The organism is Streptomyces endophytica (assembly GCF_026153355.1).
GTDB lineage: Bacteria > Actinomycetota > Actinomycetes > Streptomycetales > Streptomycetaceae > Streptomyces > Streptomyces endophytica.
This window is the reverse complement of record NZ_CP110636.1, coordinates 6,273,666-6,298,343: the sequence shown is the minus strand read 5'-3', so window position 1 is coordinate 6,298,343 and position 24,678 is coordinate 6,273,666. Positions and strand designations below refer to the sequence as shown.

The window sequence follows — 24,678 nt, the reverse complement described above, 5'->3', positions numbered from 1 at the left end:
CGCCGGGAGCCCCGGGCGAAGGTTCGCCCGGGGCTCCCGGCGTTCGGTGCGAAGGTGCGGCGCCCGCTAGCGGAGCTGCGCGGCCCGCGACTCGGCGCGGGACTCGCGGCGGTTGTCGCGGAAGGTGTTGACCCGGCGCGCCGTGGCGAAGACCGGGATCATGGCACCGAGGACGATCTGCAGCGAGCAGCCGGTCTGCAGCAGCAGCTGGCCGCCGGGCGCGTCCAGCGCCCAGGCCGCGAGCATGCCCATGCTGAGCACGATCCAGCTGAGCATCGCCACCGCGAGCCGGCCCCGCGGCTTGGGGTACTCGACCCGGCTCACCATCAGCCAGGCCACCCCGATGATCGCCAGCAGCGTCGGCAGGAACGGCAGCTCCAGCAGCACGATGGCGACGACGGTAAGGGCGCCGAACGGACTCGGCATGCCCTGGAAGATGCCGTCGCGCAGGGTGACGCAGGAGAACCGCGCCAGCCGCAGCACCACCGCCAGCAGCACCACCACCGCCGCGACCACCGACACCCGCTGGTGCGCGTCCTGGGCGACCATGCCCCACGTCACGACGAAGTACGCGGGCGCCAGCCCGAAGCTGATCAGGTCGGAGAGGTTGTCGAGCTCGGCCCCCATCGCCGAGGCCCGCAGCTTGCGCGCCACCAGCCCGTCGAAGAGGTCGAAGACCGACGCGAACAGCATCAGGATCACGGCCATGGCCGCGCTGTGCCGGGCCATCCCGCCGTCCTCGGTCCCCGTGAGGTGCGGGATGAGCACGCCGGTGGTGGTGAAGTACACCGCCATGAAGCCGCAGATGGCGTTACCGAGGGTGAGGGTGTCCGCTATTGACAGCCGCGTGGACAGCGGCATGTCGTCCTCGTCCTCGTCCGTCTCGGGCGCCCAGCCCGCCTGTGTCTCGGGATCAATCACGGTCAAGACGTGTCACCCCCGCGGTGGTGGCCTGGCCGACCTCGACCGCGACCTCGACGCCCGCCGGGAGGTAGACGTCGACGCGCGAGCCGAAGCGGATCAGCCCGATCCGCTCGCCCTGCTCCACCTTGGTGCCCTGGGGCACGTAGGGGACGATGCGGCGGGCCACCGCGCCGGCGATCTGCACCATCTCGATGTCGCCGAGCTCGGTGTCGAAGTGCCAGACGACCCGCTCGTTGTTCTCGCTCTCCTTGTTGAACGCCGGAACGAATCCGCCGGGGATGTGCTCCACGGACGTCACCGTGCCGGCCAGCGGCGCGCGGTTGACGTGGACGTTCAGCGGGCTCATGAAGATCGCGACGCGGGTGCGCCCGTCCTTCCACGGCATGATGCTCTGCACCACGCCGTCGGCCGGAGAGATGACGCGACCCTGGGCGATCTCCCGCTCCGGGTCGCGGAAGAACCACAGCATGCCCGCCGCCAGTGCGGTGGTGGGCACGGCAACAGCGGCCCAGCGTCCCGACCGGCGGGAGCGGGCCAGGCTGACCGCCGCCGTGGCAACGGTCGGCAGGAGCCACGGCGACGCTCCGCGCGCGAGGCGGACGCGACCGCGTTGTGCAGAGGATTGGCTGTGGGGCATGGATGACCTTCGTAGCGGAGGATGCCGCGTAGGGATACGGGGGACGGCGGCTTTCCCGGATGCTATCGGTTGCGAGCGGCAACTGGCCAAGAGCCAGAGCCAATCCGTGGCCGAAGAACAATGACGGGGTGTGATCTTCGTCTAGGCCAAAACAGCCCAAACCGGACGTTCATGCCTGGATTCGGTACTCCTCCAGTAGCCGGCGACCAATGATCATTTTCTGGATCTCGGCGGTACCTTCACCGATCAGGAGCATCGGGGCCTCCCGGTAGAGGCGCTCGATCTCGTATTCCTTGGAGAAGCCGTACCCGCCATGGATGCGGAACGCGTCCTCCACGACCTCCTTGCAGTACTCGGAGGCGAGGTACTTCGCCATGCCCGCCTCCAGGTCGTTTCGCTGACCGGAGTCCTTTTTGCGAGCGGCATTAACCATCATTGCATGGGCGGCTTCGACCTTTGTTGCCATTTCGGCCAGTTTGAACTGGATCGCCTGGTGCTGGGCGATCGGCTTCCCGAAGGTGTGTCGCTGCTGCGCGTACGAAACGCCCAGCTCGAAGGCGCGCTGGGCGACGCCGCAGCCACGCGCGGCGACGTTGACCCGGCCGACCTCGACGCCGTCCATCATGTGATAGAAGCCACGTCCGGTCTGGCCGCCGAGCACCCGATCGGCCGGGATGCGGAGCCCGTCCATGATCAGCTCGGTGGTGTCGACGCCCTTGTAGCCCATCTTGTCGATCTTGCCCGGGATGGTCAGGCCGGGCCGCACCTCACCGAAGCCGGCCTCCTTCTCCACGAGGAAGGTCGTCATCGACTTGTGCGGAGCGGTGCCCTCCGGGTGCCCCTCGTCGGTCCGGCACAGCACCGCCACGAGCGTGGACGAACCGCCGTTGGTGAGCCACATCTTCTGGCCGTTGAGGACGTAATCGTCGCCGTCCCGGACACCCTTGGAGGCAATGGCCGAGACGTCCGAGCCGAGCGCCGGCTCCGACATCGAGAAGGCGCCCCGGATTTCGCCGGCCGCCATCTTCGGCAGGAAATAGTCCTTCTGCTCCTGCGTGCCGTGCTGCTTGAGCATGTACGCCACGATGAAGTGGGTGTTGATGATGCCCGAGACGCTCATCCAGCCGCGGGCGATCTCCTCGACGGTCAACGCGTACGTGAGAAGGGACTCACCCAGCCCGCCGTACTCCTCGGGAATCATCAGACCGAAGACACCGAGTTCCTTCAGGCCCTCGACGATCTGCGTCGGGTATTCGTCGCGGTGTTCCAGCTCCGTGGCGACCGGCAGGATCTCCTTGTCCACGAAGTCGCGGACGGTGGAGAGGATTTCCCGCTGGATGTCGGTCAGGCCCTCGGTCTGCGCAAGACGGGTCATGGCGGTCACTTCTCCTTCTTGGCCGCGGGGGCCGCCAGCTCGGGGCGGCCGGGCTGCTCGCCGCCGCGCTCCTTGATGTACGTCGCCGTGGGGACCATGACCTTGCGGCGGAAGATGCAGACCAGCGTGCCGTCCTGCTTGTAGCCCTTGGTTTCCACGTACACGATCCCGCGGTCCGACTTCGACTTCGAGGGCGTCTTGTCGAGCACCGTGGTCTCGCCGTAGATCGTGTCGCCGTGGAAGGTCGGCGCGACGTGCTTCAGCGACTCGATCTCGAGATTCGCGATGGCCTTTCCGGAGACATCCGGCACCGACATGCCCAGCAGCAGCGAATAGATGTAATTGCCGACCACGACGTTCTTGCCGAAGTCGGTGGTCTGCTCCGCGTAGTTGCTGTCCATGTGCAGCGGGTGATGGTTCATCGTGAGCAGACAGAAGAGGTGGTCGTCGTATTCGGTGACCGTTTTCCCGGGCCAGTGCTTGTACACGTCGCCGACGGTGAACTCTTCATAGGTGCGGCCGAACTGCATCGCGCTCATGCCTCCGGAGCTTCGAACTTGGATGTACGGATCATGCCGGCGGCCCGGCCCTTGCCGGCGACGACCAGCGCCATCTTCCGGCTCGCCTCGTCGATCATCTCGTCACCGAGCATGGCGGATCCCTTCTTGCCGCCCGCCTCCGAGGTGTGCCACTCGTAGGCGTCCAGGATCAGCTCGGCGTGGTCGTAGTCCTCCTGGGACGGTGAGAACACCTCGTTGGCGGCCTCGACCTGGCCCGGGTGCAGCACCCACTTGCCGTCGAAGCCGAGCGCGGCGGCGCGACCGGCGACCTCCCGGTACCCGTCCACGTTCTTGATCTGAAGGTACGGGCCGTCGATTGCCTGCAAATCGTAGGTCCGTGCGGCCATCAGAATGCGCATCAGAATGTAGTGATAGGCGTCCGCGCCATAGCCGGGCGGCTGCTCGCCGACCACCAGGGACTTCATGTTGATCGACGCCATGAAGTCGGCCGGGCCGAAGATGATGGTCTCCAGCCGCGGCGAGGCGCCGGCGATCGCGTCGACGTTCACCAGGCCCTTGGCGTTCTCGATCTGCGCTTCGATACCGATCCGGCCGACCTCGAAGCCCATGGTCTTCTCGATCTGCGTCAGCAGCAGGTCCAGCGCCACGATCTGCTGGGCGTCCTGGACCTTCGGGAGCATGATGCAGTCCAGGTTCGGCCCCGCGCCCTCGACGACCGTGATGACGTCCCGGTACGTCCAGTGGGTCGTCCAGTCGTTGACCCGCACGACCCGGGTCTTGCCGGTCCAGTCGCCCTGGTTCAGCGCCTCGACGACGGTGTGCCGGGCGCCCTCCTTGGCGAGCGGCGCGCAGGCGTCCTCCAGGTCCAGGAACACCTGGTCCGCCGGCAGGCCCTGGGCCTTCTCCAGGAAGCGCGGATTGCTGCCGGGTACCGCGAGGCAGGAGCGCCTCGGCCGCTGCCGGTTCAGCGCCGTCATGCGGGGACCTCCAAGGGGTCGAGCTGGTTCGCCGTCCGGATCTCGTCGACGATACGGCCGATGATCTCCGTAATACCGAAGTCCTTCGGTGTGAAGACGGCCGCCACTCCGGCCTCCCGGAGCGCGGTCGCGTCGGCGGAGGGAATGATGCCGCCGACGATGACCGGGATGTCGTCGACGCCGGCCCGCCGCAGCCGGGCCAGCACGTCCGGCACCAGCTCCGTGTGCGAGCCGGACAGGATGGACAGGCCCACGCAGTGCACGTCCTCGGCGACCGCCGCCGAGACGATCTGCTCCGGCGTCAGCCGGATGCCCTGGTAGATCACCTCGAAGCCGGCGTCCCGGGCGCGTACGGCGATCTGCTCGGCGCCGTTGCTGTGCCCGTCCAGTCCGGGCTTGCCGACCAGCAGCCGCAGCTTGCCGCTGCCGAGCTCGGCGGCCGTCTTGGCGACCTTCTCGCGGACCGCGGCCAGCGGGCTGCCCTCCTCGGCCGGGACCGCCAGCGGGGCGCTGGAGACGCCCGTGGGTGCCCGGAACTCGCCGAAGACGTCCCGCAGGGCCCAGGCCCACTCGCCGGTCGTCACACCGGCACGTGCGCACTCCAGGGTCGCCGCGAAGAGGTTGGTGTCGCCGGCCGCTGCCTTCTTCAGCGCCGACAGCGCCTCCTGGGCGCGGCCCTCCTCGCGGTTGTCCCGCCAGTCGTGCAGCCCCCGCACCACCCGTGCCTCGTTGGCCGGGTCGACGGTCATGATGGCGGTGTCGAGGTCCGCGGTGAGCGGGTTGGGCTCGGTGGACTCGAAGCAGTTCACGCCGACGATCTTCTCCTCGCCGGCCTCGATCCGGCCCCGCCGCTCGGCGTGCGCGGACACCAGCTGCGACTTGAGGTAGCCGGACTCCACCGCGGCCATCGCGCCGCCCATCTCCTGGATCCGCTCGATCTCGGCCAGGCACTCGGTGACCAGCGCGTCCACCTTGGCCTCGATGACGTGCGAGCCGGCGAAGATGTCCTCGTACTCCAGCAGGTCGCTCTCGTGCGCGAGGACCTGCTGGATGCGCAGCGACCACTGCTGGTCCCAGGGCCGGGGGAGGCCCAACGCCTCGTTCCAGGCCGGGAGTTGGACAGCCCGGGCGCGGGCGTCCTTCGACAGCGTCACGGCCAGCATCTCCAGCACGATCCGCTGGACGTTGTTCTCCGGCTGGGCCTCGGTCAGCCCGAGCGAGTTGACCTGGACGCCGTAGCGGAAGCGCCGCTGCTTGGGGTTCTCGATGCCGTACCGCTCGCGGGTGATGTGGTCCCAGATGCGGCCGAAGGCGCGCATCTTGCACATCTCCTCGATGAACCGGACACCGGCGTTCACGAAGAAGGAGATCCGGGCGACCACGTCGCCGAACTTCTCCGGCGGCACCTGCCCGGAGTCCCGCACCGCGTCGAGGACGGCGATGGCCGTGCTCATCGCGTACGCGATCTCCTGGACCGGGGTCGCCCCGGCCTCCTGCAGGTGGTACGAGCAGATGTTGATGGGGTTCCACTTGGGGATGTGGGCCACCGTGTACGTGATCATGTCAGTGGTGAGCCGCAGGCTCGGCCCCGGCGGGAAGACGTGCGTCCCGCGCGACAGGTACTCCTTGACGATGTCGTTCTGGGTCGTCCCCTGGAGCTTGGTGATGTCCGCGCCCTGCTCCTCCGCGACGACCTGGTAGAGCGCCAGCAGCCACATGGCGGTGGCGTTGATGGTCATCGAGGTGTTCATCTGGTCCAGGGGGATGTCCTGGAACAGCCGCCGCATGTCACCGAGGTGGGAGACCGGGACCCCGACCCGGCCGACCTCGCCGCGGGCGAGGACGTGGTCGGGGTCGTAGCCGGTCTGTGTCGGCAGGTCGAACGCCACCGACAGACCGGTCTGGCCCTTGGCGAGATTGCGCCGGTACAGCTCGTTCGACGCCTCCGCCGTGGAGTGACCGGCGTACGTGCGCATCAGCCACGGCCGGTCCCGTTCCCTGCGCCCCTGGGACTGAGGGTGACGTTCTGTCATGGGTGCCTCCCGGCCTCAGACGTTCCGGAAGCGGTTGATGGCGTCGAGGTGCTTGGCGCGCATCTCCTCGTCGCGCACGCCCATGCCCTCCTCGGGCGCGAGCGCCAGCACGCCGACCTTGCCCTGGTGCAGGTTGCGGTGCACGTCGTACGCCGCCTGCCCGGTCTCCTCCAGGGTGTAGGTCTTCGACAGGGTGGGGTGGATCTTGCCCTTGGCGATCAGGCGGTTGGCCTCCCACGCCTCGCGGTAGTTGGCGAAGTGCGAACCGATGATGCGCTTCAGCGACATCCACAGGTAGCGGTTGTCGTACTCGTGCATGTAGCCGGAGGTGGAGGCGCAGGTGGTGATGGTGCCGCCCTTGCGGGTGACGTAGACCGAGGCGCCGAAGGTCTCGCGGCCGGGGTGCTCGAAGACGATGTCGATGTCCTCGCCGCCGGTGAACTCGCGGATGCGCTTGCCGAAGCGCTTCCACTCCTTCGGGTCCTGGGTGCGCTCGTCCTTCCAGAACTTGTAGCCCTCGGCGTTGCGGTCGATGACCGCCTCGGCGCCCATGGCGCGGCAGATGTCGGCCTTCTCGGGGCTGGAGACGACGCAGATCGGGTTGGCGCCGCCGGCCAGCGCGAACTGGGTGGCGTAGCTGCCGAGGCCGCCGCTGGCGCCCCAGATCAGGACGTTGTCGCCCTGCTTCATCCCGGCGCCGTTGCGGGAGACCAGCTGGCGGTACGCGGTCGAGTTGACCAGGCCCGGGGCCGCCGCCTCCTCCCAGCTCAGGTGCTGGGGCTTGGGCATCAGCTGGTTGGACTTGACCAGCGCGATCTCGGCCAGGCCGCCGAAGTTGGTCTCGAAGCCCCAGATGCGCTGCTCGGGGTCGAGCATGGTGTCGTTGTGGCCGTCGGAGGACTCCAGCTCGACGGACAGGCAGTGCGCCACGACCTCGTCGCCGGGCTGCCAGGCGTTGACGCCCGGACCGGTGCGCAGCACGACGCCGGCCAGGTCGGAGCCGATGACGTGGTAGGGCAGGTCGTGCCGCTTGGTCAGCTCGGAGAGCTTGCCGTAGCGCTCCAGGAACCCGAAGGTCGACAGCGGCTCGAAGATCGAGGTCCAGACGGAGTTGTAGTTGACGGAGGAGGCCATCACGGCCACCAGCGCCTCGCCGGGGCCGAGTTCGGGGACCGGGACGTCGTCGACGTGCAGCGACTTGCGCGGGTCCTTCTCCTTGGTGGGCAGGCCGGCGAACATCTCGGCCTCGTCCTTGTGCACGGTCACCGCGCGGTAGGACTCGGGGATGGTCAGCGCGGCGAAGTCGGCGCTGGTGGTGTGAGGCGCAAGGATTGCGTCCAGGATCTCGTTCACGGTGTGCCTCCGGCGGGTGCAGCCTCCCCTGCTCGTCGAGCGGAGCCGAGAGTCAGGGGATTCGTTGAGAACGGCTTGAGGGAACGTCGGGGGTGGTGCGGGAGGTGGTGCCGTCGGTTCGGCCGGGGTGGCGCCGCCGCCGTCGTCTCCGCCGGTGTCGCGGAGGCGTCGGCCGTGGTGCCTGGCAGCGCCTTGGTGAGCGCGGAGCCCGGCGGGTGCCGGGCGGTGTGCCTGTGACGCAGGCATCCGGGCGGCAGCCGGGGAAGGCTGTTGGGACAGCCGGCGCACGAGGATCGCCTCGTCCGCCGGTCGCCCGGACACCCTCAACGTATGACACCGCGTGCCAACCGACAAGACACTGAGTGCCAAGAATTTCTCTCAGATGTCATTTGGCCGGCACGTATGAGCGGCAGATGGGCCGATAGGGGGCATGGCGGTGACGGACCGGATGCGCGATATCACGGCAGGTGAGCAGCGATGCGGTTAGGCCGTTCGGGTGGGTCGTGCCCCGGTCAGGCCCGGGGCCTCAGGCGATCCCGGGCGGCCGGCCACAACTGCGCCGCGGTGTGCAGGGCCAGCAGCCCCGCGGCGACGGCACTGCCGCCCGGCGCACCGGCCCGGACCCCGGCCACCAGCAGCCCGGCCGCGCCCACCGCGTGGAAGCGGTGCAGGCCGACCGCGGCCAGGTCGCCGAGCCGGCTGCCGCGGCTGCGCTGCCAGACCCGCCGGGCCGCCCAGGCCGTGCCGCCGGCCAGCGCCAGCTGCGCCGGCCACAGAGCCACCGACCCGCCCTCCACCAGCGCCACGGTCAGGCAGCCGAGCGCCCAGAGCGCCCCGCAGCACGGCAGGGCGAGCAGCCGCAGCAGCACCGGCCGCACATGGCGGGCCGCCTGCTCCACGGGCGGGCCCGGCACGGCGGGCGGCGGTTCCGGGGGGGTGCGGTCCGTCCCCGCAGGTGCCGCGGCGGCGGCCGCCGGCTCCGCGGCCAGCTTCAGCCACGGCCACTTGACCGCCAGCAGGCGTTCCCGCAGCAGCGGCAGGTGATGCGCCCCGGCCTCGCTGAGTGCCTCCCGGAGCAGCTGCTCGGCCGCTCCCGGCCGCCCAGCCTCCTGCTCCGCCTCCAGCAGCAGCGCCAGCGCCTCGACCGTCACCCGGACGTCCCCCGACCTGCGCGCCACCTCCAGCCCGCGGCGCAGCAGCTCCAGGACCTGCCGGTGGTCGTGCCGGTACGCCGCGCACCCGGCCAGTCTGAGCCAGGCGTGCGCCACGACCGTGAGGTCCCCGTCGTGCGCCGTCGCCACCGCCCGGCGGTACGACAGCGCCGCGTCCCGGGCGCGCCCCAGCCGCTCCTCCGCGTCCCCCCGCGCCAGCAGCGAGGCCGCCAGCCGGTGCCGGTCACCCCGCAGCGCCCAGCCGCGCACCGCCCGCCCGTAGTGGTGCGCCGCGGCCCGGTGGTCATCGTGCTCGGCCGCCTGCTCGCCGAGGTCGTCGTCCAGCTCCGGCGGGCGCACACCGGCCCGGATGCGCGCCAGATGGCCCGCCTCCGCGCAGGACCGGGCCTCCGGCCAGCGCTCCAGCGCACGGTAGTGGCGCCGCATCATCCGCAGCAGCTCCGCCTCCCGGTGGTGGTCGGCGCGGTGCCGGGCCGCGAGGACGCCCTGCCGCAGCGCGAACAGCGCGTCCACGGTGCGGGTGCGCCGCAGCAGATACGCCACCAGGTGGTCCACCACCGGCGCGACCCGCTCGTACCGGCCCTGGTCCACCGCCTGTGCCAGGGCCGCCGCCAGCGCCCCGCGCTCCCGGTCGAACCAGCCGTCGTCGGCGGTGGCGGCCCGCTCGCCGTAGTGGGCCATCAGCCGCTCCAGCGCCGCACCACGCGCCGACTCCGGCTCCTGCGAGGCCAGTTCACCGACGAACAGCTGCAGCAGGTCGTGGAAGCGGACCCGGCCCTCACGGCCGGTGGGGCGCAGCAACTGGGCCCTGACCAGGCGGCGCAGCGTACGGTCGGCCTCCGCCGGTGAGACCCCGGCCAGCGCGGCGGCCGACTCGGCGTCGATCTCGGTGCCCGGGTGCAGCCCCAGACGGCGCAGCATCCGCGCGTCCGGTTCGTCGAGCGCCTGGTACGAGGCCTCGAACGCCTGCCGTACCGGGTCGAGTTCGGCCAGCCGCTCACCGGGCGGGCGTAACGCGGACAGGATGCGCTGTGCGCTGTCGTCGCCGTCCCGCAGCCGGCCGGCCACCACGTCCAGTGCCAGCGGCAGATGGCCGCAGAGCGCGGCGATCTCGTCCAGCTGCGCCGGCGGGACCGGCTCGCCGGCGGCGGCCTCCAGCAGCGCCAGGGAATCCTTCGGGCGGAGCGTGTCCAGCCGCAGCACGGCGACCCGTGCGTCCTCCGGGGCGGTCCGGACGGTGACCAGGAGGCGGTGGCGGCTGTCGGGGGGTATCAGCGGCACGAGGTGCTCGTCCGGCGCGGCGTCGTCGAGCAGGATCAGCAGTGCCTCCTCCGCCTCCCGGAGCCGGCTGCGGAACTGGCCGAGCAGCCCGGCGCGGTGCGGCTGGAGCTGGTCGCCGGGGATGCCGAACGCCCGCAGCCAGGTGCCCAGCAGCTCCTCGATGCTCATCGGCTCCCCGCCGCCGTGCGCCCGGGCGTCCTCGTAGAGCACCCCGCCGGGGAACCAGCTGTGCGCCTCGTGCGCGGCGGCCGCCATCAGGGCCGACTTGCCCACTCCGCCCTGGCCGGTAACGGCTATCGCGGTGGGCGCCCCGGCGGGGCCGCCGGGCTTCAGCAGGGCGAGCAGCGTGGCGAGCGGGCCGGCGCGGCCGAGCAGGGCGGCCGGACGGGGCGGCAGCGCGTTGAGGGAGCGGACCGGGGCGGGCGCCGGGTAGATCTGGACGACGCCACCCTGGATGACGTCACGGGCCTGCCCGCCACTGATCGTGTTGTGGGTGGCCGGAGCCGGCCCCGCCTCGCTCGCGTCCGCCACGCCGTAGTGGATAGCACGAGCGAGCCGGGCCCGTCAGGCCGTTACCGGATCATCTCCGGTCCTTGATCGCCTTGCGGATGGTGCGCATGACCTCCTCCAGCGGGGCGTCCGTGCGGGCCACCGCGACCAGCACCTCGCCCTCCCGGGAGACGGACGCCGGGGGCTGCTCGCCCGTCGTGGTGCGGCCCGCGCCGATCCCGGCGCCGAAGGTCTCCCGGACGATCTCGAAGGCGTGGTCCAGCTGGGCCTCCACGTCGCCCTCCGCGCCGGCCCGCAGCCAGCGGCGCAGGACGTGGTTGTGCGCGGTGACCACGGCGGACGCGGCGACCTCCGCCAGCAGCGGGTCGTCATCGCCCTCGCGGTGCGCGCCCTCGTCGAAGTGGCCCAGCAGATAGCGGGTGAACAGCCGCTCGTAGCGGGCCACCGAGGCGATCTCGGCCTCGCGGAGGGTGGGCACCTCGCGGGTCAGCCGGTAGCGGGCCACGGACACGGCCGGCGAGGCCGCGTACATCCGCATGACCTCCTTGATGCCGCGGCAGACCGTGTCGAGCGGGTTCTCGTGCGGCGGGGCGGCGTCCAGGACCGCCTCGGCGCGCACCAGGGTGTCGTCGTGGTCGGGGAAGATCGCCTCTTCCTTGGAACGGAAGTGGCGGAAGAACGTCCGCCGGGCGACGCCCGCGGCGGCCGCGATCTCGTCGACCGTCGTCGCCTCGTAGCCCTTGGTCGCGAACAGCTCCATCGCCGCCGCCGACAGTTCGCGGCGCATTTTGAGCCGTTGCGCGGCCGCGCGGCGGGTGCCGGGAGTGCTGCTGTCGGGGGCGTCGGAGGGCTGCGTACGAGCGGGCTGGGACATGTGGGGACGGTACTGCATATTTACCCGGCCTGCGGCATGAGGTCCCACCTCCGCCCTTGTGAGCGGGGGTGGACCGCCGTCCGGCTCCAGCAGCCCACCCCAGCCGGCCCCGTCCGGGCGGGGGCGCCCCCACGGGTCAGCGCCGGGCGTACTCACGGAAGCCGCGGCCCGTCTTGCGTCCGAGGCACCCCGCCGCGACGAGGTGCTCCAGCAGCGGCGCGGGGGCCAGCCCCGGGTCGCGGAATTCGGCGTGCAGGACCTTCTCGATGGCCAGCGAGACGTCCAGGCCGACCACGTCGAGGAGCTCGAACGGGCCCATCGGGTAGCCGCCGCCGAGCTTCATCGCCGCGTCGATGTCGTCCAGCGACGCGTAGTGCTCCTGGACCATCTTGATCGCGTTGTTCAGGTACGGGAACAGCAGCGCGTTCACGATGAAGCCGGCCCGGTCGCCGCAGTCCACCGGGTGCTTGCGGACCTTGGCGCACACCTCCCGCACGGTCGCGTGCACCTCGTCGGAGGTCAGGACCGTCCGCACCACCTCGACCAGCTTCATCGCCGGCGCCGGGTTGAAGAAGTGCATCCCGATGACGTCCTGCGGGCGCGAGGTGGCCCGGGCGCACGCCACGACCGGCAGCGACGAGGTCGTCGTGGCCAGGACCGCGCCCGGCTTGCAGACCTTGTCCAGCGTCCGGAACAGCTCCTGCTTGACGGCCAGGTCCTCGGCCACCGCCTCGACCGCGAGGTCCACGTCCGCGAACGCGTCCAGCGTCCCGGCCGGGGTGATCGCCGCCAGCGCCGCGTCCCGGGCCTCGGCGGTCAGCCGGCCCTTGTCCACGGACCGGCCCAGCGACTTGGCGATCCGGGCCTTCGCCTTCTCCGCCTTCTCCGGGCTGCGGGCGGCCAGCACGACCTGGTACCCCGCCTTGGCGAAGACCTCGGCGATGCCGCTGGCCATCGTCCCGGAACCGGCCACGCCGACCCGGGTGACCGTGCGCCCGGCCGCGGCCTCGCCGGTGACCGCCGGGCTCTCCGCGTCCGGCACGACCGTGGCCGAACCCGGCGCCTCGTACGAGTAGAAGCCGCGGCCCGCCTTGCGGCCGGTCAGCCCGGCCTCGGCCAGCTGCCCCAGGATCGGCGCCGGGGCGTGCAGCCGGTCCTGGGACTCGGCGTACATCGCCTCCAGGACGGTCCGGGCGGTGTCCACGCCGATCAGGTCGAGCAGCGCCAGCGGACCCATGGGAAGGCCGCAGCCGAGCCGCATCGCGGCGTCGATGTCCTCACGGGTGGCATACCGGGACTCGTACATCGCGGCGGCCTGGTTCAGATAGCCGAACAGCAGGCCGTCGGCGACGAAACCGGGCCGGTCACCCACCGCGATCGGGTCCTTGCCCAGGTCGCGGGCGAGCTCGGTGACCCCGGCCACCGCGGTCGGCGCGGTGAGCACGGAGGAGACCACCTCAACCAGCTTCATGGCCGGTGCGGGGTTGAAGAAGTGCAGTCCGAGCACCCGCTCGGGACGCTGCGAATCGGCGGCGAGCCGGGTCACCGACAGCGCGTTGGTGCCGGTGGCCAGGATGGCGTCCGGCCGCACCACGGCGTCCAGTTCGGCGAAGACCTGCCGCTTGAGCTCGTAGTCCTCCGGGACCACCTCGATGACCAGGTCGGCCTCCGCGGCGGCCTGCAGATCGGTGAAGGTGCGGAAACGGGCCAGGACGTCCTGCCGCTCACGCTCGGTGATCCGCTCACGGCGCACCGCGCGGGCCGTGGCGGCCTCCAGCGCGGCGACGGCATGCCGGGCCGCGGCCTCGTCGATGTCGATGCCGATGACCTCGCGGCCGGCCCGGGCCAGCACCTCGGCGATGCCGGTGCCCATGGTGCCCAGGCCGACGACGGCCACGGTGGAGAGGGACAGTGGGGAAATGTCGGGGGAGACATCAGGGGTGGACGAAGGGCCCATCGCGAACTCCTGAGGGTGTTCCCCTGAAGGGCAGGGGAGAAGTGACGACTGAGTGGTGGCCGCGCGGACGCGAGGGGCAGCGGATACGCGGCGGCCGGGGCGCGGCGGGGCCGCGGAAGGCCGCAGCGCTGCTGGCAGCGCCGGCGGTGCGGGAGCTACGGCGGGGCCCTGTCCCGGGGCCGTGCCGTGCTCCGTACTGATGTCGTGCTGTTTGCGGTGCCGAACCGACTTCACTCTGTGGCGGCTGCGTCACCAGGCCGCCCGAGCAGGGGTGCTGCTCGTTCCAGCAGGTTAACCCGTGGGTAACCGCAGCGCCAGGGGTAGTCCGGGTCATTAGTCTGTGGTGCAGGCCACGTCTCGGTATCCGGGGCGCCCCGGCGGGAGGGAAGCGGCAAATGGAAGACGAATTCCACGAGTTGACGGACCGGGTGCGGGCCGAACTCCGCTCCCCACAGGATCTGGTCGCCTACGAGCGCCTGCTGGGGCTCGCCCGCAAGAACACCCCCGCCGGACGGGAGGAGCTCGCCCGGATGCTGGTCGCCGTCGAACGCCCCCTGTGGGCCCGCGAGATCGCCGCCTTCATCCTCGGCTGCGCCGGCGACAAACGCGCCTTCGAGACGCTCGTCCTGCTGCTGAACTACCGCGATCCGGTGCGCTGCGCCACCGCGGCCCACGCCCTGAGCCGGCTCGGCGACCCGCGCACCGCCCGCGCCGCGGCCGCCCTGGCCACCAACCCGCTGCGCACCGCGTACGCCCTGCATCCGGTGCGGCTGCTCGCCGAGCTGCGCGCACCGCAGTCCGTACCGGCGCTGGTCGCCACCCTGGAGCGGCTGCTGACCCCGCACAACCCCTACTGGCGGGTGGCGCTCGCCTGCGTCGAGGGCCTGGGCGCCCTGGGCGACCGCCGCGCCGTGCCCGCACTCACCGCCGCCACCGGGCACCCGCGGCTGGCCGCCGCCGCGGCGGCCTCGCTGGCCCGGCTGGGGGTGCACGAGCTTCCCGGGGACGAGGGGCGGGGCGACGGGGGAGCGGGTGCCGCGAAGGAGGACCGAGACGCGGCGAAGGACGGCTCGGGCGCCTGAAGCGGTCCGTCAGGGGACACCCCCGACATCAGGTCCGGAGGAGACGACCGGGGTCCGGGAAGGACGGGGACAGCGGGCGCCAGTAGCGCAGCTCGGGGACGTTGCTGCCGCCCACCTTGTACGTCTCCTCCGCCCCGTCCGGGACGAAGCCGGCCCGCTCGTAGAACCGCTGGGCGCGGGCGTTGCCGCGTACCACCCACAAATACAGCGCGCGGTATCCGCTCTGCCGTGCCCGGTCCGTGCCCGCGGCCATCAGGGCGCGGCCGACGCCGGTGCCGATCCGCTCGGGCGCGACGTACAGCGCGAACAGTTCACCCGCGGTCGGGGCGGGGCGGGCAACTCCTCGGCGCCCGGGGCCACATCGGGGTCCCGGGCCGGGCCGACCGACGCCCAGCCGACCACCTCACCGGCCGATTCCGCCACCAGGTCGACCACCTCCGGCGACCGCCGCCCGAACCACGACCGCCTGCGCTCGGCGTCCGCCGCCACGCTCATCCCGTCCAGATACGCCTGCGGCATCAGCCCCCGGTACGCCGCCTGCCAGCCGCGGACCCGCACCGCCGAGACCGCCTCGACGTCGGCCGCGCCCATCTCCCGTATCCGGAGCGGTCCTGCCGGCCTCCTGCCCCTGCTCCTGTCCGTGTCCCTGCCCGTGTTCATGAGGGAGAGGGTAGGGGCCGGGTCAAGGGGGCTTCCGGGGTTTTCCGCTGCCCGGTTCCCGCGGTTCCGTCGCCGTGCGCTTGACCTTGCCCCTGGGGACAGGGTTCGAGACTTCCGGCATGGCACACAGCACGCACCGCGGGCGGACCGCGCCCACACAGCAGCCCGGGACGAACGCCGCCGGAACCGGCCGGCGCCCCACGGACGCCCCGCCCCGCAGGGTAGTGATCATCACCGGCGCCGGTACGGGCATCGGGCGGGCCGCCGCCCGGGCCTTCGCGGCGGAGGGCGCGCGGGTGCTGGCGGTGGGCCGCCGGGCCGAGCCGCTGGCGGAGACGGCGGCGGGCGCCGAGGGGGACGGCGAGATCGTCCCGTACGCCGCCGACATCACCGCGGACGGCGTCCCCGCGGCCCTCGTCCGCCGTGCGATCGAGGCCTACGGCCGGCTGGACGTCCTGGTCAACAACGCCGCCATCGTGGGCAGCGGGGCGCTCGGCAGCCACACCAAGGAGCGGATGGGGTCGCAACTGGCGACGAACCTCGTCGCGCCCGTACTGCTGACGCAGGAAGCGGTGCCCCATCTGGAGCGCACCGGCGGGTGGTGGTCAACATCAGCACCTCGATCGGCCAGCGCGGCTGGCCCGGCAATGCGGTCTACGCCGCGACCAAGACGGGGCTCGAACTGCTCACCCGCAGCTGGGCGGTGGAGCTCGCACCGCGCGGGGTGCGGGTGGTCGCGGTCGCCCCCGGTGCCGTCGAGACCCCGATCGCGCTCCACCAGGGCCTGTCCGAGGAGCAGCGGGCGGCGCATCGCGCGTGGCAGATCGCGCACACGCCGCTGGGCCGGATCGGCCGCCCCGAGGAGGTGGCCTGGGCCATCACCCAGCTGGCCGCCCCGGCCGCCTCGTTCGTCACGGGGGTGATCCTGCCGGTCGACGGCGGAGCGGTGGTCGGCTGAGCCCGCCCCAGCCCCTCCCCCCGGACCCGGCCCGGACGAGGCGCGGCACAATGCGGGACGCGGCCCGGGAATCGGCCGCGAGGCCGGAGTTCAGGGAGGGAACGGCCCGTGCGGATCGGGGAGTTGGCGGAGGCCACCGGGGCGACGCCGCGGGCGTTGCGGAACTACGAGCGGGAGGGGCTGATCGCCTCCGTCCGGGAGGCGAACGGGTATCGGGTCTACGACGCCGGCGCGGCCGTACGGGTGCGCAACATCCGCCATTTGCTGGCGGCCGGGCTCACGCTCGCCGACGTCCGCTGTTTCACGCCCTGCCTGGACGGCGACATGACCACCGCTCCGCCGTCCGCCGAGGGGCTGCGGATCGCCCGTGAGCGGCTCGCCGTCATCGACGAGCGGATCGCCGCCCAGACCGAGGCCCGCGACCGTCTGGCGCGGGCCCTGGAGGCCGTCCCGGCCGCCTCGGCGTGAGCGGCCGGCCCGGCCGGTTCAGATGAGGGTCAGCTGGGTCGGCCCCGAGGGCGCGGGTGCCGGCGCGGGGTCGGCCGCGGGCGGTGAATCGGCCACGGGCGCGGAGTTCCCGGCGGCGTCGGCGTCCCCGGACGGCGGCCGGATGCGGCGGGCCTCGCCCGAGCGGGCGGGGCCGATGCCGTACTCGGCGGCGAGTTCGTGGACCTGGCGGGTGATCCGGCGCTGGTACCACGTGGGGGCGTAGGCGCCGTTCGCGTACATCGTCGTGTAGCGCCGTACGAGATGCGGATGGTGGTGCTCCAGCCAGGACAGGAACCACTCGCGGGCGCCGGGGCGCAGGTGCAGCACCAGCGGCGTGACGGATCCCGCGCCGGCCTCCGCGACGGCGCGGACCGTGGCGCGCAGCTGCTCCGGCGCGTCGCCGAGGAACGGGATGACGGGTGCCATGAGCACGTTGCAGGGAATGCCGTGTGCGGTGAGGGTGCGCACCACGTCCAGCCGGCGTTCGGGGGCGGGCGTGCCGGGCTCGACCGTGCGCCACAGCTCGTAATCCAGGAAGCCGACGGAGACCGAGATGCCGACGTCGGTGACCTCGGCGGCCTGCCGCAGCAGTTCCAGGTCGCGCAGGATGAGCGTGCCCTTGGTGAGGATGGAGAACGGGTTGGCGTGATCGCGCAGGGCCGTGAGGATGCCGGGCATGAGGCGGTAGCGGCCCTCCGCGCGCTGGTAGCAGTCGACGTTGGTGCCCATCGCGATGTGGTCGCCGCGCCAGCGGCGCCCGGCCAGTTCGCGGCGCAGTAGTTCCGGCGCGTTGACCTTCACCACTATCTGGGTGTCGAAGCCGAGGCCGGTGTCCAGGTCCAGATAGCTGTGGGTCTTGCGCGCGAAGCAGTAGACGCAGGCGTGGCTGCAGCCGCGGTAGGGGTTGACCGTCCATTCGAACGGCATCCGCGAGGCGCCCGGGACGCGGTTGACGAGGGAACGGGCGCGCACCTCGTGGAACGTGATGCCGCGGAATTCGGGGTGTCGAACGTCCGGCTGACCACGTCCGCACCGAACAGTGCGGCCGGGCCGTCACCCAGGTTGTCCCAGCGCATCGGGCCTCCTTCTGCATGCTGCATGCCGTCGAGCCCCCGTCCCCCATAATAGAACACGTGTTCCCTTCTCGACCGTCGCGACGGGCCCGGGCGGATTTTGGGCGCGCCCCCCACTGGTGGTTGGCTTGGCGGCGCACCGCAGGACCGGCAGCCGACTACTGGAGGAAGACACACATGGGTCAGGTCGAGGCCACCACGCAGCGCGAGATCGCGGCGGACCCGGAGGACGTGTTCGACGCGCTCGCCGACTACAGCGGCACGCGCCAGCAGCTGCTGCCCGAGCACTTCTCGGAGTACGAGGTCCGCGAGGGCGGCGACGGCAAGGGCACCCTCGTCCACTGGAAGCTCCAGGCCACGAGCAAGCGGGTGCGCGACTGCCTGCTGGAGGTCGACGAGCCCACCGACGGTCAGCTCGTGGAGAAGGACCGCAACTCCTCCATGGTGACCACCTGGGTCGTCACGCCGGCCGGCGAGCAGCGCGCCAGGGTCGTCGTCACGACCACCTGGCAGGGCGCGGGCGGCATCGGCGGCTTCTTCGAGCGGACCTTCGCCCCCAAGGGCCTCGGCCGGATCTACGACACCATCCTCGACAACCTCGCGGCGCGCATGGAGAAGTGATCGGACGTCATACATCCCCCGGGTGTCCTGTGCGTCACGCGCGTCGGCTGCTTCCTGCGCTGAGCGCGGACGTCACATGCGTCACCCTGGGCGCGTTCCGTCACGCTCACCGGTTCGGGTGGTTTCGGCCGCGCCGAGGCGCCCCGGCCGTCGGACCCGTTCCGCACGGAAAGCCCTGATGGGAGCCCAAGGGGCCTGCCCGACAAGGCACTTGACGTCCGTTCCGGCACCGCCCGACCCCTTTCGTCGCGCTTGAACGCTGTTGTCGCCCAATGCGAGAAATTGGGCCTCAACAGGCGTGACGAGGGGAGCAGTACGTGGGCGGGACCACCCTGAGCGACCCGGCCGGGCGGACCGGCCTACCGGCACCCGGCCCGGCCCCGGCCATCGGGGACCGGGCCGGGGCACCGCACGGCGCCGCGCCGATGCCGCTCGGCCCGCGCCGGATCCGTCTGGCCTTCGCCGGCCTGCTGCCGGCCCTGCTGCTCGCGGCCCTCGGCCAGACCGTCGTCGTCACCGCGCTCCCGAAGATCGTCGGCGAGCTGCACGGCGTGGGCACGATGTCCTGGCCGGTGACGTCCTACCTCCTCGCCGCCGCCCTCGGCCTGCCCCTCCACGGCAGACTCGGCGACCTCTTCGGCCGCAAACCGGTCCTCCTCTTCGCGCTCCTGGTCTTCACCGCCGGTTCGGCGCTGGCCGGCTGGTCGCACACCATGGGCGAACTGGTCTCCTTCCGGGCCGTGCAGGGCTTCGGCGGCGGCGGACTGATGATCGGCGTCCAGGCCCTCGTCGCCGACGTCGTACCGCCCCGGGCCCGTGGCCGCTCCACGGGGCTGATCGGCGCCGCCTTCGCCCTCGCCTCCGTGGCCGGACCGCTGGTCGGCGGCCTCTGCGCCGACCACGCCTCCTGGCGCTGGTGCTTCTACCTCGACGTCCCGTTCGGTGCGCTGGCGCTCCTCGTCCTCGCCTTCGCGCTGAAGCTGCCGCGGCCGCCGCGCCGGCCCCGGCCCGACCTCGCCGGCGCCCTGCTGCTCGTCGCGTTCTTCACCTGCCTTGTGCTGCTGGCCGGTTGGGGCGGTACGGAGTACGCCGGGGACTCGCGGGTAGTCCTCGGGCTGGGGGCCGGGGCGCTCGGCAGCGGGCTGCTCTTCCTCGCCGTCGAGCACTTCGCCGCCGCACCGATCGTCCCGCTGCGGCTGCTCCGCGACGCGCTCTTCAGCCTCACCGGCCTGGTCGGTGCCGCCGTCGGCCTCGCCCTCTTCGGCGCCGCCGGCTGTCTGCCGACCCTCCTGCAGCGGGCCGACGGCACCTCGGCCACCGGGTCCGGACTGCTGATGCTGCCGCTGTTGGGCGGCCTCGCCCTCGCGTCCGGCGTCTCCGGCCGGCTCATCCGCCGCACCGGCCACCACCAGGTCTTCCCCGTCCTGGGCTGTGCGGTGGCCGCCGTGGGGATGTGGCTGCTGTCGCGGCCGGCGCCGGACGCCTCCCGGGAGACCTACGGCCTCGGGACGGGCCTCCTGGGCCTGGGCCTCGGCCTCGTGATGCCGGTGCTGGTGCTCGCCGCCCGGAACTCCGTACGCGCCCGTGACCGCTCCACCGCGCCCGGCGCACACCACTACCTCCGGCACCTCGGCGGCAGCGTCGGCGTGGCCCTCCTCGGCACCCTCGTCGCCGACCGGCTGGCCCGCCGGTTCGCCGACCGGCTGCCCGACCCGGAGTCGATCACCCCGCAGCTGCTGCGCGTGCTGCCCGCCTCCCTGCGCGACGGCCCCGTCGCCGCCTACGCCCATGCCATGCCGAGGGTCTTCTGCTCCCTCGTGCCGGTGCTCGTCCTGGGCTTCGTGCTCGCCTTCTTCCGGAAAGAGAAACCACTGGTGTCCCACGCCTCTCACGCCCCGCAGACCTCCCCGACCCCGGACCGGCCCACCTCCTACGGCGAGCCGACCGAACCGGCGGGACCTGCCGAACCGGCCGCCGTGCCGCAGGCCCGCTCCGCCGCCGACCAGGACCCCCTCAACTCGACGTTCCCGACGGCGAGTTACCGCCGTGGTCCCCGTCTCTCCGGTGGCGGGCACCCGGGCATCCCGGTGTGCGGGGCGGTACGGCACCACGACGGCTCCATCGTGCCGCGGGCCGCGCTCACCCTCATCGACGTCACCGGGCGGCAGATCGGCCGCGGCGCCTCCGGCGACGACGGGCGGTACGCCCTGAGCACCCCCGGTGCCGGCTCCTACGTGCTGATCGCGGCCGCCGGCGGCCACCAGCCGCAGGCCGTGACCGTGACCGTCGGCGAACGGCCGGTCGAGCTGGACGTCGTCCTCGGCGGTGCCGGCCGGCTGGCCGGCACCGTCACCACCGCCGACGGCACCCCCGTCCGCGATGCCATGGTCACCCTCACCGACGTGCGCGGCGAGGTTGTCGCGACCACCCGCAGCGGGCGTGAAGGAGGCTATGTCATCGGGGAGTTGGTGGCCGGGGAGTACACCCTGGCCTCCAGCGCACCGGCGTACCGGCCGGCCGCGCTGCCGGTCACCGTGCAGGCGTCGCGGGAGACCCGCCAGGACATCGAACTCGCCGGCGGTGCGGTGCTGCGCGGGACCGTACGGGCCGGTGGCGGGCGGCCCGTCGAGGACGCCCGGGTCACCCTGCTGGACGTCGCGGGCAACGTGGTCGACACCGCCGTCACCGGACCCGACGGGCTGTTCCGCTTCGTGGACCTCGCGGCCGGTGAGTACACCGTGGTCGCCGCCGGATACCCGCCGGTGGCCACCGTCCTCCAGGTGGCCGGCGGCGGCCGCACCGAACGCGACCTCCAGCTCGGGCACGAGGACTGACGGCGCGCCGAGGGGCGCTGCCCGGAGGCCCGTTGCGCGGCCATACCACCTGTTCGGCCTCTTAGGGAAATGCCGCCCACCGCTTCCGCCGGCGGCCGTAGCGTGACGGCGGTGAGGCACGATCGGGGTACGAGGAAGCAACCGCCCGTGGAGCACGGCCCGTTGGGCGGCGGGGGCAGGCCGGGTACGGCAGCCAGGGGGGCCGAGTCGCGCCGCGCGCTGCCGGGACGGATTCCGCTTGCGGTCGTCCTGGTGGCCGCGGACGGCCGGATCTCCCACTGGAGCAGCGGCGCCCACCGGCTCTTCGGACCCGGCCGTGCGGAGGCGGTGGGCGCCCCCGCGCTCGACCTGATGCCGGTCACCGGCGCCCTCGGCGACAGCGGTGCGGAGGGGTGCGACGGGCACGGCGGGCTGCACGCCTCGATGGGAGGTCGGACGTCCTACCCCACCGCGGGCCGGGCCCGGATGACGACCGGCGGGACGGGCCCCGTGGACCTGCTGTGGTGGGCGTACCCGCTCGCCGCACCCGGCCCCGGGACGACTCTCGTCCTCGCCGCGGATGCCGCCCTGTTGCCCGACGGCCCGTGCGGCCCGTGCGGGCCGGGCACCGGAGGGAAGGTTGGATACCCGGCTTCGCCCGGCACACCGACGCCGACGTGACCGACCCGGACCTGATCGACACGGACGTGACCGACGCCGATGTGACCGACCCGGACGTGATGGACGTGACCGACGCCGAGGTGACCGCCACCGACTCAACCGACGCCGACTTTCCCGACACCGATCAAGCCGGTGCCGCCGCCGAACCCACCCGCCGGCTCCCCGAGTTCATGCCGGACCTGAGTCCCGGCCTGCGCGCCCGGATCGTCGCGCAGGTCCTGGAGCTGGGCTGTCCGGTGCTGGAGATCAGCCGCCGGGACGGCCTTCCCGCCGAGCTCGGGTAGGACAGATGCCGTGGCCGCCCGCGGCCGGCCGGCTCAGCGCTGCAGGTCGCGGTGGATGACGCGGGCGGCGCCCTCGATCGTGGCGACTCCGTAGTCCATGGTCGCGTTGCCGGTGGAGAGGACGGCCATGCCGTAGTCGTGGCCGTGGCCGGTGAAGGTGCCGACGCTGTTGATCCGCCAGCCGCCGGTGTCCCGCGGCAGCCAGCCGTTCTTGACGTGGACGGTCGCGGTGGACGGTGCGCCGGCCGGTACGCCCCAGCGCTGGTCGGGCGCGACCCGGTGCATCAGGTCGAGCGCGTAGCCGCGGGAGGCCGGGCCGAGCACCGCCCCGTCCGTGGTGAGCAGCTGCATCAGGGTGAGCTGGTCGGCGGCGGTGACCTGGGTGAGGCCCCAGGACGCGCCGCTGCCCGGCACGGTGTCCCGCATCCCGGCGAGGTCCAGGAAGCGCTGCACGCCGGCCGGGCCTATCTGGTGCCACAGGGCGTTGGTCGCGTCGTTGTCCGACTTGGTGATCATGGCGGTGGTCAGCTTGACCTCGTGCGGGGTCAGCTTCCGGTGCGCCTCCTCGACCTGCCGCAGCAGCGCCCCGAGGACGGTGACCTTCACCACACTCGCCGAGTCGAAGTGGGTGCCGGGCTTGAAGGCGCAGCGGGTGCCGGTGCGGCGGTCGTAGAAGGCCAGCGCCGAGGCGCTCTGCCGGCCGTGCAGGGCGTCGGCGATGTCGTGGGACAGGGCCGGGGCCAGGCCGGGCTTCTTGGAGCTGCAGACGACCTTGGCACCGGCCACCGGGGTGCTGGCGGTGCCGGCCGCGGCCGGGGTCGCCGAGGTGAGCACCGTGAGCAGTGATCCGGCGGCCGCCAGCGCGGCCAGCCCGCGGCGGGTGCCGGTCGCGAGGCGTCGTCCGTGGAGGCGTGATCCGTGCATGGAGGTGGTTCCTGTCCCGCTGTTTCGGGCCCCGCCGGTGGCGGTCGGCCCCGGGTGACCGGAGGCGGTCGGGCCGGCGCGGCCACGCGCGGCGGCGTGCGCGCCCTTCATGGGTCACGGTGACGATACGGGGCAGGTCAGAGGGCACCCTGGCAATGTGTGGCGCTATGTCCGTATTTGAGGGGTGCGGCTCGGGTGTGAGATTCGCCAAACAGGGACGGACGGGACGGACCGGGCGGACGGGGCGGACCGGAGGGGGCGGGGCGCGATACGCGGCGCGGCGCCCTGGGGGATACCCCTAGGGGCCGGCCACCGACTGTCGGAGGCGGCTGGGGCGGGGTCGGCGGGACGCGGCGGCCCGCCGCCGGTGGGTGCCCGCCATCAGCCGGCGGCCGCGCAGCGCCAGCTCGATCTCGAAGCGGGCCCGCGGATCGCGCAGCCGGGCGCCGAAGAGCTTCTCCAGCTGGCGCATCCGGTACCGCACGGTCTGCGGATGGATGCTGAGCGCCTTCGCCACCTCCGGCGCGCCCATCCCGCCCAGCCAGGCCAGCAGCGTCGCCTCCAGGCGCGCGCACCGCTCCGGTGACAGGCCCGCGAGCGGCCTGAGCCGCCGGGCGATGAGGGTGCGGGTGAGCGACTCGTCCTGGAGGAGCAGCAGGCTGGAGAGGTGGTCGTCGACGAACGCCACGCCCGCGGCGGGGCCGTCGCACCGGGCGGCCAGCTCCAGCAGGCGGGAGGCGGCGCGCACCGAGGCGGCGGCGTCCTGCGGTGGCACGGCATGGCCGACCGCGGCGGCGCGGTGGCGCAGGACGCCCTTCAGTCGGGCCCGTCCCTCCTCGCCGTCGGCGAGCGCGCCGGGGATCAGCAGGCCCGGCGCCCCGTCCGGCAGGCTGACCAGGCAGTCGCCGAGCGCCGCGGCGACGAGGTGGAGGTCGGTGCCGGTCGCCAGCCGGACCGCCCGCACCGTGGCCGGCAGCGGCCGGCCGGCCCGCAGGACGTCCGCGATCAGCCGGGTGACCTGTGCCCCGTCCTTCCGCTCCAGGAGTTCCCGGAAGCCTGGATTGCGCTCGCAAAGAGAACGGATGACCAGTTCGGTGAGGGCGGCCAGCTGGTCGTCACCGCCGTCGGCCTGCGGGTCGCCGAGTTGCGCTAACGGGCTGGCATTGCGTGCTGTGCTCATGATTCTGCCTCTGTCTCCTCATGTGGGAGGCCGGTTCGGGACGTTCTATCCCACCGGGCTGGGGGCGTCGGCGGCTGACAGAAGTCCGTCGGAACTCCATCGGAATTCTGGCGGATGCCCTTCCGCTTTGCGACAGAAACTGTGTGGAATACGGTGCCACACGAGCGTGCCCGAGTCACCTGCGCTGTCTCCGGGGCATCACGGTGTTGCGGCCAACTCGGCGGTCCTGGAGGGTGCCGGACGAGGTGTCATGTGCTGCCGGGCATGTTCGATGCCTCGAAAAAGTTGTGAACGAGTGA

The 24,678-nt window shown here is 72.5% G+C and carries 18 protein-coding genes and 3 pseudogenes; 7 read left to right on the top strand and 14 right to left on the bottom strand.

What is annotated here, in order from left to right; all coding sequences use genetic code 11:
* Positions 1-66 precede the first annotated feature (66 nt).
* The 10 genes from pssA to OJ254_RS28080 form a co-directional block, all read right to left on the bottom strand.
* Positions 67-927 carry a CDP-diacylglycerol--serine O-phosphatidyltransferase gene (gene pssA / locus OJ254_RS28125; protein WP_261954846.1) on the bottom strand — a complete coding sequence of 287 codons (861 nt, stop codon included), beginning with the start codon at positions 925-927 and terminating at the stop codon, positions 67-69.
* Positions 914-1,561, bottom strand: coding sequence for a phosphatidylserine decarboxylase (locus tag OJ254_RS28120; RefSeq protein WP_030412970.1), 648 nt, complete (start codon positions 1,559-1,561; stop codon positions 914-916). The genes pssA and OJ254_RS28120 overlap by 14 nt, the downstream gene beginning before the upstream one ends.
* A gap of 169 nt (positions 1,562-1,730) precedes the next feature.
* Complete coding sequence (locus OJ254_RS28115; RefSeq protein WP_265364613.1) at positions 1,731-2,936, bottom strand: acyl-CoA dehydrogenase family protein; 1,206 nt, start codon at positions 2,934-2,936, stop codon at positions 1,731-1,733.
* A gap of 5 nt (positions 2,937-2,941) precedes the next feature.
* A complete protein-coding gene (locus tag OJ254_RS28110; RefSeq protein ID WP_030412968.1) occupies positions 2,942-3,466 on the bottom strand; it encodes a MaoC family dehydratase in 525 nt (174 codons plus the stop codon).
* A gap of 5 nt (positions 3,467-3,471) precedes the next feature.
* Positions 3,472-4,434: an HpcH/HpaI aldolase/citrate lyase family protein gene (locus tag OJ254_RS28105; protein WP_265364612.1), complete on the bottom strand. Its 963-nt coding sequence runs from the start codon at positions 4,432-4,434 to the stop codon at positions 3,472-3,474.
* On the bottom strand, positions 4,431-6,467 hold the full coding sequence (locus OJ254_RS28100; RefSeq protein WP_265364611.1) for a protein meaA: 2,037 nt from the start codon (positions 6,465-6,467) through the stop codon (positions 4,431-4,433). Before OJ254_RS28100 ends, OJ254_RS28105 begins: the two co-directional genes overlap by 4 nt.
* Before the next feature lie 15 nt (positions 6,468-6,482).
* Positions 6,483-7,820, bottom strand: coding sequence for a crotonyl-CoA carboxylase/reductase (ccrA, locus tag OJ254_RS28095; protein ID WP_265364610.1), 1,338 nt, complete (start codon positions 7,818-7,820; stop codon positions 6,483-6,485).
* Positions 7,821-8,332: 512 nt separating this feature from the next.
* Positions 8,333-10,804, bottom strand: a complete 2,472-nt coding sequence (locus OJ254_RS28090; protein WP_265364609.1) for an NB-ARC domain-containing protein — start codon at positions 10,802-10,804, stop codon at positions 8,333-8,335.
* Between the two features lie 49 nt (positions 10,805-10,853).
* The gene (locus tag OJ254_RS28085; RefSeq protein WP_261954840.1) at positions 10,854-11,657 is read right to left on the bottom strand and encodes a TetR family transcriptional regulator; all 804 of its coding nucleotides are present in this window, start codon (positions 11,655-11,657) and stop codon (positions 10,854-10,856) included.
* A gap of 136 nt (positions 11,658-11,793) precedes the next feature.
* Entirely contained in the window at positions 11,794-13,614 is a 1,821-nt protein-coding gene (locus OJ254_RS28080) for a 3-hydroxyacyl-CoA dehydrogenase family protein (RefSeq protein ID WP_265364608.1), read from the bottom strand.
* A 395-nt stretch (positions 13,615-14,009) separates the two neighbouring features.
* Here OJ254_RS28080 and OJ254_RS28075 point away from each other — a divergent pair, with 395 nt between their 5' ends.
* Positions 14,010-14,696, top strand: coding sequence for a HEAT repeat domain-containing protein (locus tag OJ254_RS28075; RefSeq protein ID WP_265364607.1), 687 nt, complete (start codon positions 14,010-14,012; stop codon positions 14,694-14,696).
* A gap of 28 nt (positions 14,697-14,724) precedes the next feature.
* Here OJ254_RS28075 and OJ254_RS31810 read toward each other — a convergent pair.
* Positions 14,725-15,287, bottom strand: a pseudogene (locus tag OJ254_RS31810) (N-acetyltransferase family protein).
* A gap of 293 nt (positions 15,288-15,580) precedes the next feature.
* Between OJ254_RS31810 and OJ254_RS28065 the strand changes: the two are divergent.
* Positions 15,581-16,314 (top strand): annotated as a pseudogene (locus OJ254_RS28065) (SDR family NAD(P)-dependent oxidoreductase).
* Between the two features lie 108 nt (positions 16,315-16,422).
* Positions 16,423-16,782 (top strand): MerR family transcriptional regulator, encoded by a 360-nt coding sequence (locus tag OJ254_RS28060; RefSeq protein WP_261954837.1) that lies wholly within the window; start codon positions 16,423-16,425, stop codon positions 16,780-16,782.
* Positions 16,783-16,800: 18 nt separating this feature from the next.
* Here the strand turns inward: OJ254_RS28060 and OJ254_RS28055 are convergent.
* Positions 16,801-17,879, bottom strand: a pseudogene (locus tag OJ254_RS28055) (Rv2578c family radical SAM protein).
* Positions 17,880-18,053: 174 nt separating this feature from the next.
* On the opposite strand from OJ254_RS28055, the gene OJ254_RS28050 reads away from it, so the two are divergent.
* The 4 genes from OJ254_RS28050 to OJ254_RS28035 all read left to right on the top strand — a co-directional run bounded on the left by OJ254_RS28050 (position 18,054) and on the right by OJ254_RS28035 (position 22,275).
* On the top strand, positions 18,054-18,497 hold the full coding sequence (locus OJ254_RS28050) for an SRPBCC family protein (protein ID WP_265364606.1): 444 nt from the start codon (positions 18,054-18,056) through the stop codon (positions 18,495-18,497).
* A gap of 317 nt (positions 18,498-18,814) precedes the next feature.
* The gene (locus OJ254_RS28045) at positions 18,815-21,331 is read left to right on the top strand and encodes an MFS transporter (protein ID WP_423835976.1); all 2,517 of its coding nucleotides are present in this window, start codon (positions 18,815-18,817) and stop codon (positions 21,329-21,331) included.
* A 252-nt stretch (positions 21,332-21,583) separates the two neighbouring features.
* A complete protein-coding gene (locus tag OJ254_RS28040) occupies positions 21,584-21,991 on the top strand; it encodes a hypothetical protein (RefSeq protein ID WP_423835975.1) in 408 nt (135 codons plus the stop codon).
* Positions 21,988-22,275, top strand: coding sequence for a hypothetical protein (locus tag OJ254_RS28035; protein ID WP_265365401.1), 288 nt, complete (start codon positions 21,988-21,990; stop codon positions 22,273-22,275). Before OJ254_RS28040 ends, OJ254_RS28035 begins: the two co-directional genes overlap by 4 nt.
* A gap of 33 nt (positions 22,276-22,308) precedes the next feature.
* Here OJ254_RS28035 and OJ254_RS28030 read toward each other — a convergent pair whose 3' ends face one another.
* Positions 22,309-23,199 (bottom strand): serine hydrolase, encoded by an 891-nt coding sequence (locus tag OJ254_RS28030; RefSeq protein WP_265364605.1) that lies wholly within the window; start codon positions 23,197-23,199, stop codon positions 22,309-22,311.
* Positions 23,200-23,497: 298 nt separating this feature from the next.
* Positions 23,498-24,379, bottom strand: coding sequence for a helix-turn-helix domain-containing protein (locus OJ254_RS28025; protein WP_265364604.1), 882 nt, complete (start codon positions 24,377-24,379; stop codon positions 23,498-23,500).
* Positions 24,380-24,678: the final 299 nt, after the last annotated feature.

Bases quoted from the DNA above. Each gene is read 5' to 3' on its own strand.
- OJ254_RS28025 (WP_265364604.1), bottom strand. From the start codon at position 24,379: ATGAGCACAGCACGCAATGCCAGCCCGTTAGCGCAACTCGGCGACCCG.
- OJ254_RS28110 (WP_030412968.1), bottom strand. From the start codon at position 3,466: ATGCAGTTCGGCCGCACCTATGAAGAGTTCACCGTCGGCGACGTGTAC.
- OJ254_RS28100 (WP_265364611.1), bottom strand. From the start codon at position 6,467: ATGACAGAACGTCACCCTCAGTCCCAGGGGCGCAGGGAACGGGACCGG.
- OJ254_RS28030 (WP_265364605.1), bottom strand. From the start codon at position 23,199: ATGCACGGATCACGCCTCCACGGACGACGCCTCGCGACCGGCACCCGC.
- OJ254_RS28085 (WP_261954840.1), bottom strand. From the start codon at position 11,657: ATGTCCCAGCCCGCTCGTACGCAGCCCTCCGACGCCCCCGACAGCAGC.
- OJ254_RS28050 (WP_265364606.1), top strand. From the start codon at position 18,054: ATGGGTCAGGTCGAGGCCACCACGCAGCGCGAGATCGCGGCGGACCCG.
- OJ254_RS28120 (WP_030412970.1), bottom strand. From the start codon at position 1,561: ATGCCCCACAGCCAATCCTCTGCACAACGCGGTCGCGTCCGCCTCGCG.
- OJ254_RS28075 (WP_265364607.1), top strand. From the start codon at position 14,010: ATGGAAGACGAATTCCACGAGTTGACGGACCGGGTGCGGGCCGAACTC.
- OJ254_RS28105 (WP_265364612.1), bottom strand. From the start codon at position 4,434: ATGACGGCGCTGAACCGGCAGCGGCCGAGGCGCTCCTGCCTCGCGGTA.
- OJ254_RS28080 (WP_265364608.1), bottom strand. From the start codon at position 13,614: ATGGGCCCTTCGTCCACCCCTGATGTCTCCCCCGACATTTCCCCACTG.
- OJ254_RS28115 (WP_265364613.1), bottom strand. From the start codon at position 2,936: ATGACCCGTCTTGCGCAGACCGAGGGCCTGACCGACATCCAGCGGGAA.